The organism is Pseudomonas sp. TE9122 (genome assembly GCF_056278925.1).
Window position 1 is genome coordinate 5,465,588 of sequence record NZ_JBWBQI010000001.1, and the last position, 15,571, is coordinate 5,481,158.

Below are 15,571 nucleotides of genomic sequence, written 5' to 3' on the forward strand. Positions count from 1 at the left end.
CGATCTTTTACGAATCAGAAGCCGCCACAAAATTCACATGCTGCCCCACATGCAGATTCAACCGCAGTTCATCGGCAATCCCCACCGCGACACGGTTCAAGCGTTCCAGCGGTTCGGCCAATCCCGGTTCGAGATTGCCGCCGACCTGACTGAAGTGCTCGATGGTCAATCCGGCCACGCCATGCGGCGCATTGACCAGGGTCCAGCGCAGTGAGCTGCTTTGTACCGCCTCGAGGATTTCTTCGGCAGCGTGACGTTGCAGACGCTCGTCATTGTCAGGCTCGTCGAGCACACCGAAGTTGCCGACCAGAAACAGGCGCGGCACGCTGGCCAGTTGCAAACCTTCGACCAAGGCGTCGACTGCCAGCACCTGCTCCACCGGGCCGAGCGTCACCGAGCGCTCAACGTGGTCGCTGCTGAACGGCAACCCCGGCGCGTCCAGCAGGCAGATCACCGCCGAGCTGCCGGCGACGCTCTGATTGACCCGCTCGGCATCGAACAGATCGCCGGTCTTGGTGCGCAATCCCGGACTCGGCGCGAGTGCAGTGAGATCGTCGAGAATGGCGATGACTTCGTGTTGGCGACGCAGCAATTCAGCCATCAATGCACCGCCCAGGCTGGCCATGGCACCATAAAGCACCACTTTGACCACTGGGGTCTCGGCATTTTTCATGGCTGTTTTCCTTATAGTTGTCCTATATGACCTGTGACGGTGGAAACAGCCAAGGGTTCGAACCGATTGAGAGGCGAAACGATGCAAGGGATCAAGGGCTATCACGCCCATGTCTATTTCGACGCGCAAACCATCGACCAGGCGCGGGCCTTGTGCGAACAGGCCGCGCAGTTGTTTGCGCTGAAAATGGGCCGCGTGCACGAACGCCCGGTGGGGCCGCACCCCGACTGGAGCTGCCAACTGGCTTTCGGTTCCGAGCTGATCGGCGAGGTGCTGCCGTGGCTGGCGCTTAACCGCAAGGGGTTGGTGGTGTTCCTGCATCCGGACACTGGCGATGACCTGCTCGACCACACCGAACACGCGATCTGGATGGGCGCGGTGCGGCCGCTGGATCTGTCGATTTTTTAACCAGGTGCTTGGACTGAACTGATAACGAATATGTCCAGACTGCCAGCCAGCGTTGTCTATCCGTTCCCTCGTATCGCTTCTCGTCCCGTATTCATTGGCTGTCGCTGCATCCGACCGCCGGTTGACCATTCATTCATCGCTTTCGGTCGCGAAAGGTAGCTGAAAGCTTCCCCGATTAGGATCGCCCCACTCCCGGCAACAGACCGGTTGGCCCAAGCCCTGTGTTTTTTCCACAGGCCCGGCCCAATTAACAACAACAATGGTGATTCTGATGTCTTCTGCAACCCGCCGTTTCTCCCGCTTCCTGCTGGTCACTCCGCCCGTACGCCTCGCGCCTCCCGTTCTGCGCTGATCCCGCCCGATCCGCTCATTCAACTAGCCGCGCTACGCCTGGAGTATTCCCATGCTGACTTTCCTTGGCTTCGCCATGGTCATCACGTTCATGTTCCTGATCATGACCAAGCGCCTGTCCGCGCTGATCGCCCTGATCATCATCCCGATCCTGTTCGCCCTGTTCGGTGGTTTCGCGCCGAAGATCGGCCCGATGATGCTTGAAGGCATCACCAAACTGGCGCCGACCGGCGTGATGTTGATGTTCGCCATTCTGTATTTCGCCCTGATGATCGACTCCGGCCTGTTCGACCCGGCCGTGCGCAAGATCCTCAAACTGGTCAAGGGCGACCCGCTGAAAGTTTCGGTCGGTACCGCCGTTCTGGCGCTCGTCGTTTCCCTCGATGGTGACGGCGCGACCACTTACATGATTTGTGTGGCCGCGATGCTGCCGCTGTACAGCCGCATCGGCATGAGCCCGCGAATCATGGCCGGTCTGATCATCCTCGCCGGTGGCGTGATGAACATGACCCCGTGGGGCGGCCCGACCGCCCGCGCGGCGAGTGCCCTGCATGTGGATCCTTCGGACATTTTCGTACCGATGATCCCGGCCATGGCCGCCGGTGTCTTGGCGATCCTGGTGATTGCCTACTTCTACGGCAAGCGTGAACGTGCCCGTCTCGGCGAGTTGCACCTGGTTGGCGACGAGATCGATCACAGTGAAATCAGCGTCTCGCAATTCCCCGACGCACGCCGTCCGAAGCTGATCTGGTTCAACGCCGCACTGACTTTCGGCCTGATGTGCACGCTGATCGGCGGCCTGTTGCCGCTGCCGGTGCTGTTCATGGTGGCGTTCAGTATCGCCATGATCGTCAACTACCCATGCCTGCAAATGCAGAAGGATCGCGTCGCCGCGCATTCCGGCAGCGTGCTGGCAGTGGTCGGGCTGATCTTTGCGGCCGGTATCTTCACCGGTATCCTGTCGGGCACCGGCATGGTCGATGCGATGTCGAAGAGCCTGTTGGCGGTGATTCCGGATTTCCTCGGCCCGTACCTGGCGGTGATCACGGCGCTGGTGAGCATGCCGTTCACCTTCTTCATGTCCAACGATGCGTTTTATTACGGTGTATTGCCGGTGCTGACCGAAGCGGCCAGCCACTATGGGATCACTGCGGTGGAAATGGCCCGTGCCTCGATCGTCGGCCAGCCCGTCCACTTGCTGAGCCCGTTGGTGCCGTCGACCTATCTGTTGGTGGCGCTGGCCGGCATCGATTTCGGTGATCACCAGCGCTTCACCCTGAAATGGGCGATCCTGGTGTGCATCTGCATTCTGATTGCTGCACTGCTGTTGGGGACTTTCCCGCTGTTCAGCACTCTATAAGCCCAAGACTCACCGTTACGGGTCCCGGCTTCGCGGTTTGAAGCCCGGACCTTTTTCGGTTTAACACTCGCTCAAAGGAATACACATGGATTGGCTGACCAACCCCGAAATCTGGGTTGCCTTTTTTACCCTGACCGCCCTGGAAATCGTCCTCGGTATCGATAACATCATCATGATTTCGATCCTGGTCAGCCGCATGCCGAAACACATGCAGCAGCGCACGCGGATCTTCGGTCTTGGCCTGGCCATGGTCACCCGGATCCTGTTGCTGCTGTCGATTACCTGGGTCATGCGCCTCACTGCCGACCTGTTCGAAGTGTTCGGCCAGGGCATTTCCGGCCGCGACCTGATCCTGTTCTTCGGTGGCCTGTTCCTGTTGTGGAAGAGTTCGCAGGAGATGTACCACGCGCTGGAAGGTGAAGATGAAAGCGACGACGCGCCATCGGGCAAGGGCGGCAACTTCCTCTACACCATCATCCAGATCGCGATCATCGATATCGTCTTCTCGCTGGACTCGGTGATCACTGCCGTCGGCATGGTCTCCCACGTTCCGGTCATGGTCGCGGCGATCGTCGTGGCGGTGCTGGTGATGATGCTGGCGTCGGGCAAGATCAGCGAATTCATCGACAAGCACCCGTCGCTGAAAATGCTCGCGCTGTCGTTCCTGCTGGTGGTCGGTACCGTGCTGATCGCCGAATCGTTCGACGTGCATGTGCCAAAAGGCTACGTCTACTTCGCCATGGCGTTCTCCCTGGCAGTGGAAGCGATCAACATCAAACTGCGCGGCGCGATGGCCCGGAAAAAGAAACAGCAGGATCCGGTGAAACTGCGCAAGGATGTGCCGGGCCAATAACCCGGTAGTCCCGGCAGCACGCTACACCCCTGTGGGAGCGAGCCTGCTCGCGAAGAGGGAGTGCCAGTCGACAACAATGTTGGCTGGCCCACCGCTTTCGCGAGCAGGCTCGCTCCCACATTTGTTTGTGCAACATTCAGTCACTGCGGACCTTGTGGGAGCTGGCTTGCCAGCGATAGCGGAATGTCAGGCGACATCAATGTTGGTTGTGCCGACGCCATCGCTGGCAAGCCAGCTCCCACAGGAGACGGCGTTGATTTAAAGGGAGTGTATGAAGCGCTTTTCATGACACTTTTGTTTCAATCGACACTTTAGCTGTGCAATGCTGGCGCCGAGACCGTTCGCCAACTACAGCTTAAGTATCAAGAACGTAGAAACCGCGCGGTGCCGTTCACTTGCCCCTCTGGGGCGCTGCTACTACAGGGGGTCTGCATGCTCACCCTGCTCAATCTGCTGTCCGCCGTCGCCCTGTTGATCTGGGGCACGCACATCGTCCGAACCGGCATCCTGCGGGTTTATGGCACCAATCTGCGACATGTCATCGGCCAGAACATGTCGAAGAAATGGCTGGCGTTCATCGCCGGTATTCTCGTCACCGCCATGGTGCAGAGCAGCAACGCCACGGCGATGCTGGTCACATCGTTTGTCGGTCAGGGCCTGATGGCGCTGACCCCGGCGCTGGCGACCATGCTTGGCGCAGACGTCGGTACCGCGTTGATGGCGCGGGTGCTGACCCTCGATCTGTCATGGCTGTCGCCGCTGCTGATTTTCCTCGGGGTGATTTTCTTTCTGTCGCGCAAACAGACGCGGCTCGGGCAGATGGGCCGGGTGTCGATCGGGCTGGGGCTGATCATTCTCGCCCTGCAATTGATCGTCGAGGCCGCTGCGCCGATCACCCATGCGCAGGGGGTGAAGGTGATTTTCGCCTCGCTGACCGGCGACATCCTCCTCGACGCCCTGGTTGGCGCCCTGTTCGCGATGATTTCCTACTCCAGCCTCGCCGCCGTGCTGCTCACCGCTACATTGGCCGGTGCTGCGGTGATCAGCTTGCCGGTGGCGATCGGTCTGGTGATCGGCGCCAATATCGGCAGCGGCATTCTTGCCTTCATGAGCACCAGCATGCAGAACGCCGCCGGCCGCCAGGTTGCGCTGGGCAGTCTGTTGTACAAACTGATCGGCCTGCTGCTGATCATCCCGGTGCTCGACCCGCTGGTGCACTGGATCGACAGCCTCGATTTCAGCCCGCAGGAAATGGTCATCGGCTTCCACCTGCTCTACAACACCGCGCGCTGCCTGATCCTGCTGCCGAGCGTCGGGCCGATGGCGCGGCTTTGTGCGTGGCTGCTGCCGGAGCGGCCGGAGGCCAACGGCGCCGCCAAGCCGCGCCATCTCGACCCGACCGCGCTGGTCACACCGAGCCTGGCGCTGGCCAATGCCGCGCGGGAAACCCTGCGCATGGGCGATCTGCTCGACAACATGCTCGACGCCTCCCTCGATGTGTTGCGCGGCAAGCAGACCGCCGTCACCCAGGAGATGCGCCGACTGACCGACGACATCGAAGCGCTGTACAGCGCGATCAAGCTGTATCTGGCGCAGATGCCCCGCGAGGATCTCGGCGAGCACGACAGTCGGCGCTGGGCCGAGATCATCGAACTGGCGATCAACCTGAAACTCGCCGCCGACCTGATCGAGCGCATGCTGCGCAAGATCCAGCAGCAGAAGACTTCGCAGCGCCGTTCGTTTTCCGAAGAAGGCCTGGAAGATCTTGCCGGGCTGCAACAGCAACTGATCGCCAACCTGCGCCTGGGCCTGTCGGTGTTTCTCAGCGGCGACCGCGAAAGCGCGCGGCAGTTGTTGCGGGAGAAACGCCGCTTTCGTGCGCAGGAACGGCGTCTGGCCCATGCGCATGTCAGCCGTTTGCAACGCAAGATCGTGCAGAGCCTGGAGACCAGCTCGCTGCATCTGGAGTTGATCGCCGACATGAAACGGCTCAATTCGCTGTTCTGCAGCAGCGCCTATGTGGTGCTGGAAACGGCGGACACCGGCGCGCTGGCGGTGGATGACATGGCCGACATTACGCATTCGCCTTGAACGTCTGAGGCTGGGGCCAGTCAGTTACAGTGGTTCAGCCTTGAGACCGTCATCGCTGGCAAGCCAGCTCCCACAGGGTTTTGTAAGCGCCGCAGATCCTTGTGGGAGCTGGCTTGCCAGCGATGGGGCCCTGACTGACGACACGGATCTCCAAATCAGCCGTATGGAAGCCTGTTATGCGTTGCCTGTTGTTTGCCTGTCTGTTGCTCGGTTCCCTGCCCGCCTTTGCCCTGGATCGGTTTCAGGTCGAAGGCTATGCGCTGCCCAATGGTTTGCAGCTGATGCTCAAACCAGGCACCGAGCGTGGGCATGTGGCGATCCGGCTGGTGGTCGGCGTTGGCCTGGATGACTTCGATTGCGACGAGAAAGAGCTGCCGCATTTGCTCGAACACTTGCTGTTCAGCGGTATCGACGCCACCGGCGAAGGTGGTCTGGAAGAACGCATGCAGGCGCTGGGCGGTGACTGGAATGCGTTCACCAGCAATGCCGACACCACGTTCGTCATCGAAGCCCCGGCGAAAAACCAGCGCAAGGTGCTCGACCTGCTGCTGGCGCTGCTGACCCAGACACGCATCGACGACAACGCAATCAACGCGGCGAAACGGGTGGTCGAGCGTGAGGACGGCGGGCACTACACCAGGCTGCAACGTTTCCTCGACCGTCAGGACCTCGGTCATACCGCGAGCAATCAACTGGCTGTCGAGCTGGGACTGAAATGCCCGCAGCGTGCCGAAGTCGGCCATCTGACTCAGGAACAACTGGAGAAGGTGCGCAAAGCCTGGTACGCGCCGAACAACATGACCCTGATCGTCGTCGGCGAACTCGACAAACTGCTGCCGGCCTATCTGGAGCGTACCTGGGGTGAGCTGGAGCCGGTCGAGCCGAGCGAGCATCGGGCGCTGCCGGACATCCGCACCAGCGCCGCCCATGAACGCACCCTCACCCGTGGCTTTATCGGCGACAGCGCCAAGCTGCACTGGCTGGTGCCGGAACCGGTGCTCGACGATCAGTACGATCAGACGTTCGACATTCTCAAGGATTACCTCGACTGGGCGTTGTACCGGCAGATTCGTCTCAACCATGGCTTGTCGTACGGACCGTGGGCCGAGCGCGAAGTGTTCGGCGGTGTCGGCTTCATGAGCCTCAACGCTGACCTGGATCGCGATGACGTCGACGAAGCCATCCAGGTGCTTGAAGACCTCAAGGCCGACCTGCTGCAAAACGGTCTCGACCCGAGCACCTTCGCCCGCATCAAGCAAGCCGCCATCGCCCACCAGGCCTGGGCCGTGCAGGGCAACAGCGCACTGGCGGACTATTACTGGAGCGCGCTGGCCGACTATCAGGATGGTCGCTTTGCCAATCCCGCGCGGGAGTTGCAGGGGGTGACGCTGGAAGCGGCGAACAAGGCGATGCGCGAGCTGTTGCTGCAGCCGGGGTATATCCGGATCGAGAAGCCGTTGATCAGTGATGATCAAGTGTTGTGGCTGGCTGCAGGTGGGGTGGGGCTGGTGCTGCTGATGTTGATCGGCTGGCGTGTGTATCGTCGCCAAAAAATTGCTGGAAGCCATTAATCCTGTGGTGAGTGAGCACTTGTGGCGAGGGGATTTATCCCCGATGGGCTGCGCAGCAGCCCCGATAAGGGCAGCTCGGTATATCCAGACAGAATTCGCTCGCAGGATCTACGACGGCTGCGCCGCCGATCGGGGATAAATCCCCTCGCCACAGGGGTCATGCGGCGTTAACCTTTCCGGGATTTTCCCCATATCGTCGTGAACCGCCAAAATGCCAAAACTGACCCTCCTTATCCAGCGCATTCTCGAGCTGATGAAGCGCTACCCCGGGTTGATCGCGGCGGGTGGGTTCATTTCCGGGGTCGGCAGTTTCATCCTCGTCGATCGCCAACAGGGTCTGGCGAGCTGGATCACGGTGATCATGCTGCTCAGCTGGATCTGGCTGATGCTGGAAAACACCCTGACAGGGCTGTTCACACGGATCTTCAAACGCGAAATTCCCCAGCCGCTGCTGCGTTACGCGACGCAGATGATCCATCAGGAAAGCCTGTTTTTCGTTTTGCCATTCTTCTTCATCACCACTACGTGGAACAGCGGCCAGTTTGTCTTCACGGGGCTGCTCAGCGTTGCCGCACTGATCTCCATCGTCGATCCGCTGTACTACAAATGGCTGGCGCCACGGCGCTGGGCGTTTCTCGCGCTGCACACCCTGACCCTGTTCGCCGCACTGCTCACTGCGTTGCCGGTGATCATGCACCTGACCACCGCGCAGAGTTTCAAATGGGCGCTGGGAATTGCCGTGCTGCTGTCGTTCCCGAGCCTGGCGTCAATCTTCCCGATCCGCACAGTGCGCAATGCCCTGGCGATTCTGTTCATTACCTTCGGCATCGGCGGCGTCGGTTGGGCGCTGCGTTCGTGGGTGCCGCCGGCAACGCTGTGGATGACCGACGTAGCGATCAGCACGCAGTTGCAGGATCGCACCCCCGGCGCCAGCCTCGACACCGTCAGTGCCGAGCAGATCCGCAGCGGCGGGCTCTACGCCTACACTGCGATCAACGCGCCGCGCGGTCTCGACGAGCGGATTTATCACGTGTGGACCTTCAACGGCAAAGAGGTCGACCGCATCGCCCTCGACATCCATGGCGGGCGCAAGGAAGGCTACCGGGCGTGGACGCACAAACAGAATTTCCCCGGCAACCCGGCGGGCAAGTGGCAGGTGCGGGTGCTGACCGAGGATGGCCAGTTGATCGGCGTGCTGCGTTTCGCAATTACCGACAGCACACCGGCCAAAGAAAAGTAATCCGGTTCGTGCTATTACGTAGGATCTCGTAACGGCCGTACAAGCACGGAGCTTATGACCAGCAGCCCAACCCCCGGCAGTGCCCACCTGGACACCGCGCTCAGCCCTGCCCGTCTGCGGGTCAGCGGCGACTGGACGCTCGCCCACTACACCGCGCTCAAGCATCTGAGCGAAAAGCTCCGCGGCCAGTACGACGCCAACACTTCCATCGATCTGAACGGCCTCGGAGCCCTGGACACCGCCGGCGCCTCGTTGCTGGTCGAGCTGCTCGGTTCCGAGCGCTTGGGCAAAACCGCCGAACACCCCGATTGCACCCTTTCAACTGCCGACCGCGCCTTGCTGCAAACCGTGTACTGCTCGCTGAGTGATTTCTGCGTGCCGATCAAGGAGCCGGAAGTCAGCGTCAGCGTGCAACTGCTGACGCGCATCGGCCGCGCGGTGGACAAGGTCTGGACCGACACGCTGCAACTGCTCGGCTTCGTCGGCCTGATTCTCGAAGTCATCGCCCGTGGTCTGTTGCGGCCCAAGCGCTGGCGCATTACGCCGATGATCGCGCACATCGAGCAGACCGGCCTCGACGCTGCGCCGATCGTGGCCTTGCTGACGTTTCTGGTCGGTGCGGTGGTGGCGTTTCTTGGCGCCACGGTACTGGCCAGTTTCGGCGCGACGATTTTCACCGTGGACCTGGTCGGCTTCTCGTTCCTGCGCGAATTCGGCGTGTTGCTCACGGCGATCCTGATGGCCGGGCGCACCGCCAGTGCATTCACCGCGCAGATCGGCTCGATGAAGGCCAACGAAGAAATCGACGCGATCCGCACCCTTGGCCTCGACCCGATCGAATTGCTGGTGGTGCCGCGTGTGCTGGCGCTGCTGGTGGCGCTGCCGATGCTGACGTTTCTGGCGATGCTCTCGGGGATCGTCGGCGGCGGTGTGGTTTGTGCGGTGTCGCTGGACATCTCGCCGGCGATGTTCCTCTCGCTGCTGCAATCGGACATCGGCATTCAGCATTTTCTGGTCGGGCTGGTGAAGGCGCCGATCTTCGCCTTCCTGATCGCGGCGATCGGTTGCCTGGAAGGCTTCAAGGTCAGCGGCAGCGCCGAATCGGTCGGCGCGCACACCACCTCCAGCGTGGTGCAGTCGATTTTCGTGGTGATCGTGCTTGATGCGGTGGCCGCGCTGTTTTTCATGGAGATGGGCTGGTGAGTCGTCTACCCCGCGCGCCCTCGGAGGCGGTGATCGAAGTCCGTGGCCTGTGCAATCGCTTCGGCCCGCAGAGCGTGCACGAGAACCTTGATCTGGACGTGTACAAGGGCGAGATCCTCGCCGTGGTGGGTGGCTCCGGTACCGGCAAATCGGTGCTGCTGCGCAGCATTGTCGGGCTGAATCGGCCCAGCGAGGGCATGGTCAAGGTCTTCGGCCAGAACCTGCCGAATCTGCCCGAGCATGAGCGCTCGCTGATCGAAAGGCGCTTTGGTGTGCTGTTCCAGAAGGGCGCGCTGTTCTCGTCGCTGACCGTGACCGAGAACGTCGCCCTGCCCCTGATCGAACACGCCGGCCTCAGCCGTCACGACGCCGAGCATCTGGCGGCGGTGAAACTGGCGCTGGCCGGGCTGCCGTTGTCGGCGGCGGACAAATACCCGGCGTCGCTGTCCGGCGGCATGATCAAGCGCGCGGCGCTGGCGCGGGCCTTGGCACTGGATCCGGACATTCTGTTTCTCGATGAGCCCACCGCCGGACTCGATCCGATTGGCGCGGCGCAGTTCGATCAATTGATCCTGACCCTGCGCGACGCCTTGGGGCTGAGCGTGTTTCTGGTGACCCACGACCTCGACACGCTGTACACCATCACCGATCGCGTGGCGGTGCTGGCGCAGAAGAAAGTGCTGGTTGCCGGCCCTATCGACGTCGTCTCGGAAACCGCCGACGCGTGGATTCACGAATACTTCCACGGCCCGCGCGGCCGCTCGGCGCTGGACGCCGCCAAACTGCTCAACGAGGTCTGATATGGAAACCCGAGCCCATCATGTGTTGATCGGCCTGTTCACGGTGATCGTCGTGGCCGGCGCCCTGCTCTTCGGCCTGTTTCTGGCCAAATCCAGCGTCGACACCGAGTTCAAGGATTACGAAGTGGTGTTCAACGAGGCGGTCAGCGGTCTGTCCAAGGGCAGCTCGGTGCAGTACAGCGGGATCAAGGTCGGTGACGTGGTCAGCCTGCGCCTTGACCCGCAGGACCCGCGCCGGGTGCTGGCGCGGATTCGTCTGGCGGGCGACACGCCGGTCAAGGAAGACACCCAGGCCAAGCTGGCACTGACCGGCATTACTGGCACGTCGATCATCCAGCTCAGCGGTGGTACGCCAGAGAGCCCGAAATTGCGCGGGCATGACGGCAAGCTGCCAACGCTGGTCGCCTCGCCCTCGCCTATTTCGCGTCTGCTCAACGACAGCAGCGATTTGATGACCGGCATCAGCGCCCTGCTGCAGAACGCCAACCACATGTTCTCCGCGGAAAACGTCGAGCGCGTGAGCAAGACCCTCGCCCATCTGGAACAGACCACCGGCACCATCAACGACCAGCGCGGCGACATCAAACAAGCCATGCAGCAACTGGCGACCGTCGGCAAACAGGCCGGCAGCATGCTCGAGCAGACCTCACTGCTGATGCGCAACGCCAACGGCCTGCTCAACGATCAGGGCAAACAGGCCCTTGGCAGCGCCGAACAGGCGATGAAGTCGCTGGAGCAAAGCAGCGTGACCATCAACGGCTTGCTCAGCAAAAATCAGAATTCGCTGGATAACGGCATGCAGGGCCTCAACGGCCTGGCCCCGGCGATTCGCGAACTGCGCGAGACGCTGACCTCGCTGCGCGCCATTTCCCAACGCCTTGAGGCCAACCCCAGCGGCTACCTGCTGGGCAGCGACAAGAACAAGGAATTCACCCCATGAAACTGACTCGAATCGCCCTGCTCGGCGCTGGCCTGACCCTGATCGGCGCGTGCTCGATCTTGCCCCAGTCGGAACCTTCGGATGTCTACCGCCTGCCCGCCGCGCAAGCGCCCGCCTCGGCCAGCCCGGCGGCGGCGCAGTCGTGGTCGCTGCGCTTGAATAAATTGCAGGCCAGCGAAGCACTGAACCGGCCGAGCATTGCCGTGATTCCGCAGGGCGATGTGATCAGCAGCTACAAGGGCTCGCGCTGGAGCGATCCGGCGCCGGTACTGCTGCGCAATCGCTTGCTCGATGGATTCCAGCGTGATGGTCGGGTGACGCTGCTGAGCACCGACGACAGCAACTTTCAGGCGGATCTGGAACTGGGCGGTAGTTTGCAGGCGTTTCAGACGGAATATCAGGGCACCCAGGCCGGCGTTGTGGTGCGGGTTGATGCGTTGCTGGTGCGTGGTTACGACCAGCGCATCCTCGCCAGCCGCCGTTTTGAAGAGCGCCAGTCGTTGAATGATGTGCAGGTGCCAGCGGTGGTCGCCGGGTTTGGCCAGGCCAGTGATCGCCTGACGGCCAAGGTTGTGGCTTGGGCCGTGGAGCAAGGCCAGAAACTCGCCCCGCAACCGCGCTGACACACCACAACTCCTGTGGGAGCGAGCCTGCTCGCGAAAGCGGTGTATCAGTCACTTAAGCGTTGACTGACACTCCGTCTTCGCGAGCAGGCTCGCTCCCACATGGGAATTTTGCTCAACCAAAGAACCAGTAGCAGACCCCGATAGCGCCCACCACACCAGCAAACTCCGCCAGCAACGCACACCCCACCGCATGCCGTGCGCGCTGAATCCCTACCGCGCCGAAGTACACCGCCAGCACATAGAACGTGGTTTCGGTACTGCCCTGCACCGTCGCCGCGACCAGCGCCGGGAAGCTGTCGACGCCGGAGGTCTGCATGGTCTCGATGAGCATCGCCCGCGCGGCGCTGCCGGAAAACGGTTTGACCATCGCCGTCGGCAGCGCATCGACGAAGCGCGTGTCCCAGCCGGCCCACTCGACCAGATGACGAATACCGTCCAGGCCGAAATCCAGCGCACCAGAGGCGCGCAACACGCCAACCGCACAGAGCATCGCCACCAGATACGGCAAGAGGTTCTTCGCCACATCGAAGCCCTCTTTCGCGCCTTCGACGAACGCCTCGTACACCTTGACCTTGCGCAGCGCGCCGATCAGCAAAAAAAGCATGATCAAGCCGAACAACGTGAGATTGCCGAGGATCGACGACAATCCCGCCAGCGCCGTAGCAGATAGTGTGCCGAGCAGGGCCATGAAGCCGCCGAGAATCAGCGCGCCGGGCAGCAGATAGGCGAGCACCACCGGGTCCCAGATGCGCAGGCGTTGCATGAAGGCAACGGAGAGGAAGCCGACGATGGTCGAGCAACTGGTCGCCAGCAGAATCGGCAGGAACACCAGCGTCGGATCCGGCGCGCCTTGCTGGGCGCGGTACATGAAGATGGTCACGGGCAGCAGGGTCAGCGACGAGGCATTGAGCACCAGAAACAGGATCTGCGCGTTGCTGGCGATGGTGGCGCTGGGGTTCAGCTCCTGCAGCGCTTTCATGGCCTTGAGGCCGATCGGCGTGGCGGCGTTGTCCAGGCCCAGACCGTTGGCGGCGAAGTTCAGCGTGATCAGGCCAAGGGCAGGGTGGCCGGCCGGGACTTCCGGCATCAGCCGCAGAAACAGCGGACCGAGCACCTTGGCCAGCCACTCGACGATCCCGGCCTTTTCGGCGATGCGCAGAAAGCCCAGCCACAGGGTGAGGGTGCCGAACAGCAGCACCATGACTTCGACCGACAGCTTGGCCATGGCGAAAATGCTTTCCACCATCGCCGCAAAGATCCCGGCGTTGCCGCCGATCAGCCACTGCGCCAGCGCCGACACGGCTGCCACGATGAAGAAGCCAAGCCACAGGCCATTAAGCATCAGTCAAATCCCCCGAAGAATGCGGCGAATGATAGCGGGGTCACCAGAAACGACAAACCCCGGATTTCTCCAGGGTTCGTATGGATCTGCCGCCCCCCGATTTACTGGGTGGCCTCAATCTACTGTAGGAGCTGCCGAAGGCTGCGATCTTTTGATTTTGTTTTTTAAAAGCAAGATCAAAAGATCGCAGCCTGCGCCAGCTCCTACAGGGGGGTGTCAGTTCTTGGAAATCTCGCCAGCCGGCAGTTTTTCCTTGCTGCGCCAGTGCGGCAGGGAATTCCAGTAACGCTCGCCCTTGGCGTCGTCGTACATGCCTTCCCAGCGCGCGATAACCAGCACTGCCAAGGCATTACCGATCACGTTCAGTGCAGTACGCGCCATGTCCATGATGCGATCGACACCAGCGATGAACGCCAGGCCTTCGAGCGGGATGCCAACGCTGCCCAGAGTGGCCAGCAGCACCACGAAGGACACACCCGGTACGCCGGCGATGCCTTTGGAGGTGACCATCAGCGTCAACACCAGCAGCAGTTGCTGGCTGATCGACAGGTCAATGCCGTACAGCTGGGCAATGAAGATCGCCGCGATCGACTGGTACAGGGTCGAGCCGTCGAGGTTGAACGAGTAACCGGTCGGTACCACGAAGCTGCAGATGGCTTTCGGCGCGCCGTAGGCTTCCATCTTCTCGATGACACGTGGCAGCACGGTTTCCGAGGAAGCGGTGGAGTAGGCCAGCACCAGCTCATCCTTGAAGATGCGCATCAGCTTGAGCACCGAGAAGCCGAACAGCTTGGCGATCAGGCCCAGCACGACGAAGGCGAAGAAGGCGATGGCGACGTAAACCAGAATCACCAGTTTTGCCAGCGGCAACAGCGAAGCGAAGCCGAAATTGGCGACGGTCACCGCGATCAGTGCGAATACGCCAATCGGAGCGTAGTTCATGATCATGTGGGTGACTTTGAACATGCTTTCCGAAACGCCCTGGAACATCTTTACCAGCGGCTCGCGCAGGTCCGACTGCAGGCTCGACAGGCCGAGACCGAACAGCACGGAGAAGAAGATGATCGGCAGCATTTCGCCGCGAGCCATGGCCGCGAAGATGTTCGACGGGATCAGGTTGAGGATGGTTTCGATGAATGCATGTTCATGCTGCACTTCGGCGGCGGTCGCCTGGTACTTCGAAATGTCGACCGTGCCCAGAGTGCTCATGTCGATGCCGGTGCCCGGATGGAACACGTTGGCCAGCACCAGACCGACAACGATGGCGATGGTGGTGACGATCTCGAAATAGATGATGGTCTTTAGGCCGATACGCCCGAGTTTCTTGGCGTCGCCGACGCCAGCGATGCCGACGATCAGCGAGGAAATGACGATCGGGATCACGATCATCTTGATCAGACGGATAAAGATATCGCCTGCCGGTTGCAGGACGTTGCTGATCCACCAGGCCTTCTCGGCGCTGAAGTGGTTGAGCAACGCACCCAGTGCAATCCCCAGAACCAGACCGATGAGGATCTGCCAGGCGAGGCTGATTTTTGCCTTCTTCATTATCTTTACCCTTACTTGCGTTTGACTCAGGCACATGCAGGAACTGGAACGCTCATCAGCGGAAAAGTCTGTGCATCTGCCTCCGTATAAGGTGCCCCGAAGCGCGTGTTTACGGCTCTTCGGCAGGCGAAAAAAGGCGCAACTATTCCGATGCAAGGTGGCGCCGTCTAATGCCGTAAACGCCTACCCTATGCCGAATCGGCATGAGTTTTTTCAATTGAAACTGGCGTCCCAAGCGGTTCGATTGTGACATTTCAGCCGGCATAAGTGCCGTGAACCGGCCATTACAGCTTAGGGCGGTCAAATTTTGTACAGCGGGAATTGGCGGAAATTTCCAGAAAAACTCCAAATCGAAAGACTAGGAGTCACACGAATCGAGCGCGATCTTTGTCGATATACGGTCGTCAGGAAACACCGCGAAATGTTTTTCCGCACAGTGTCGACGATTCTAAGAAGGGGATTGGCGCGCTGGATCAATGGTTTAGCTGATTCAAAGCCCAGCGCAGATTCATCAGACCATCGGGTCGACGAACCTGCGGCGCAGCTTTTACCCTGCCCCGGCCCT

13 protein-coding genes are annotated in these 15,571 nt (G+C 61.0%); 10 read left to right on the forward strand and 3 right to left on the reverse strand.

Going from position 1 to position 15,571, the window contains the following annotated elements; all coding sequences use genetic code 11:
• Window positions 1-7: 7 nt before the first annotated feature.
• Window positions 8-673 carry an NAD(P)-dependent oxidoreductase gene (locus ACZ9BE_RS24735; RefSeq protein WP_476250038.1) on the reverse strand — a complete coding sequence of 222 codons (666 nt, stop codon included), beginning with the start codon at window positions 671-673 and terminating at the stop codon, window positions 8-10.
• Window positions 674-754: 81 nt separating this feature from the next.
• Between ACZ9BE_RS24735 and ACZ9BE_RS24740 the strand changes: the two genes are divergently transcribed.
• The 10 genes from ACZ9BE_RS24740 (at window position 755) to ACZ9BE_RS24785 (ending at window position 12,113) form a co-directional block, all read left to right on the forward strand.
• Window positions 755-1,081, forward strand: a complete 327-nt coding sequence (locus ACZ9BE_RS24740) for a DOPA 4,5-dioxygenase family protein (protein ID WP_476250039.1) — start codon at window positions 755-757, stop codon at window positions 1,079-1,081.
• A gap of 403 nt (window positions 1,082-1,484) precedes the next feature.
• Window positions 1,485-2,792, forward strand: coding sequence for a CitMHS family transporter (locus ACZ9BE_RS24745; protein ID WP_076564783.1), 1,308 nt, complete (start codon window positions 1,485-1,487; stop codon window positions 2,790-2,792).
• Window positions 2,793-2,877: 85 nt separating this feature from the next.
• On the forward strand, window positions 2,878-3,645 hold the full coding sequence (locus tag ACZ9BE_RS24750; protein WP_056791183.1) for a TerC family protein: 768 nt from the start codon (window positions 2,878-2,880) through the stop codon (window positions 3,643-3,645).
• Between the two features lie 432 nt (window positions 3,646-4,077).
• Window positions 4,078-5,736, forward strand: coding sequence for a Na/Pi cotransporter family protein (locus ACZ9BE_RS24755; protein WP_041476496.1), 1,659 nt, complete (start codon window positions 4,078-4,080; stop codon window positions 5,734-5,736).
• Window positions 5,737-5,912: 176 nt separating this feature from the next.
• Window positions 5,913-7,307: a M16 family metallopeptidase gene (locus ACZ9BE_RS24760; RefSeq protein ID WP_236167882.1), complete on the forward strand. Its 1,395-nt coding sequence runs from the start codon at window positions 5,913-5,915 to the stop codon at window positions 7,305-7,307.
• Window positions 7,308-7,518: 211 nt separating this feature from the next.
• Entirely contained in the window at window positions 7,519-8,547 is a 1,029-nt protein-coding gene (locus ACZ9BE_RS24765; RefSeq protein ID WP_423521965.1) for a DUF5924 family protein, read from the forward strand.
• Between the two features lie 54 nt (window positions 8,548-8,601).
• Entirely contained in the window at window positions 8,602-9,750 is a 1,149-nt protein-coding gene (locus ACZ9BE_RS24770) for an ABC transporter permease (protein ID WP_076564805.1), read from the forward strand.
• Complete coding sequence (locus ACZ9BE_RS24775; protein WP_071173945.1) at window positions 9,747-10,550, forward strand: ABC transporter ATP-binding protein; 804 nt, start codon at window positions 9,747-9,749, stop codon at window positions 10,548-10,550. Before ACZ9BE_RS24770 ends, ACZ9BE_RS24775 begins: the two co-directional genes overlap by 4 nt.
• 1 nt (window position 10,551) lies before the next feature.
• Window positions 10,552-11,490 (forward strand): MlaD family protein, encoded by a 939-nt coding sequence (locus ACZ9BE_RS24780; protein WP_016772359.1) that lies wholly within the window; start codon window positions 10,552-10,554, stop codon window positions 11,488-11,490.
• Complete coding sequence (locus tag ACZ9BE_RS24785) at window positions 11,487-12,113, forward strand: ABC-type transport auxiliary lipoprotein family protein (protein WP_252868536.1); 627 nt, start codon at window positions 11,487-11,489, stop codon at window positions 12,111-12,113. Before ACZ9BE_RS24780 ends, ACZ9BE_RS24785 begins: the two co-directional genes overlap by 4 nt.
• Window positions 12,114-12,228: 115 nt before the next feature.
• On the opposite strand, the gene ACZ9BE_RS24790 is transcribed toward ACZ9BE_RS24785, so the two are convergent.
• The gene (locus tag ACZ9BE_RS24790; protein WP_071173947.1) at window positions 12,229-13,458 is read right to left on the reverse strand and encodes a nucleoside recognition domain-containing protein; all 1,230 of its coding nucleotides are present in this window, start codon (window positions 13,456-13,458) and stop codon (window positions 12,229-12,231) included.
• A gap of 216 nt (window positions 13,459-13,674) precedes the next feature.
• On the reverse strand, window positions 13,675-15,006 hold the full coding sequence (gltP, locus tag ACZ9BE_RS24795; protein ID WP_039757150.1) for a glutamate/aspartate:proton symporter GltP: 1,332 nt from the start codon (window positions 15,004-15,006) through the stop codon (window positions 13,675-13,677).
• Window positions 15,007-15,571: the final 565 nt, after the last annotated feature.

Coding starts and splice junctions, on each gene's coding strand:
- ACZ9BE_RS24735 (WP_476250038.1), bottom strand. CDS start 673: ATGAAAAATGCCGAGACCCCAGTGGTCAAAGTGGTGCTTTATGGTGCC.
- ACZ9BE_RS24740 (WP_476250039.1), top strand. CDS start 755: ATGCAAGGGATCAAGGGCTATCACGCCCATGTCTATTTCGACGCGCAA.
- ACZ9BE_RS24745 (WP_076564783.1), top strand. CDS start 1,485: ATGCTGACTTTCCTTGGCTTCGCCATGGTCATCACGTTCATGTTCCTG.
- ACZ9BE_RS24750 (WP_056791183.1), top strand. CDS start 2,878: ATGGATTGGCTGACCAACCCCGAAATCTGGGTTGCCTTTTTTACCCTG.
- ACZ9BE_RS24755 (WP_041476496.1), top strand. CDS start 4,078: ATGCTCACCCTGCTCAATCTGCTGTCCGCCGTCGCCCTGTTGATCTGG.
- ACZ9BE_RS24760 (WP_236167882.1), top strand. CDS start 5,913: ATGCGTTGCCTGTTGTTTGCCTGTCTGTTGCTCGGTTCCCTGCCCGCC.
- ACZ9BE_RS24765 (WP_423521965.1), top strand. CDS start 7,519: ATGCCAAAACTGACCCTCCTTATCCAGCGCATTCTCGAGCTGATGAAG.
- ACZ9BE_RS24770 (WP_076564805.1), top strand. CDS start 8,602: ATGACCAGCAGCCCAACCCCCGGCAGTGCCCACCTGGACACCGCGCTC.
- ACZ9BE_RS24780 (WP_016772359.1), top strand. CDS start 10,552: ATGGAAACCCGAGCCCATCATGTGTTGATCGGCCTGTTCACGGTGATC.
- ACZ9BE_RS24785 (WP_252868536.1), top strand. CDS start 11,487: ATGAAACTGACTCGAATCGCCCTGCTCGGCGCTGGCCTGACCCTGATC.
- ACZ9BE_RS24790 (WP_071173947.1), bottom strand. CDS start 13,458: ATGCTTAATGGCCTGTGGCTTGGCTTCTTCATCGTGGCAGCCGTGTCG.
- gltP (WP_039757150.1), bottom strand. CDS start 15,006: ATGAAGAAGGCAAAAATCAGCCTCGCCTGGCAGATCCTCATCGGTCTG.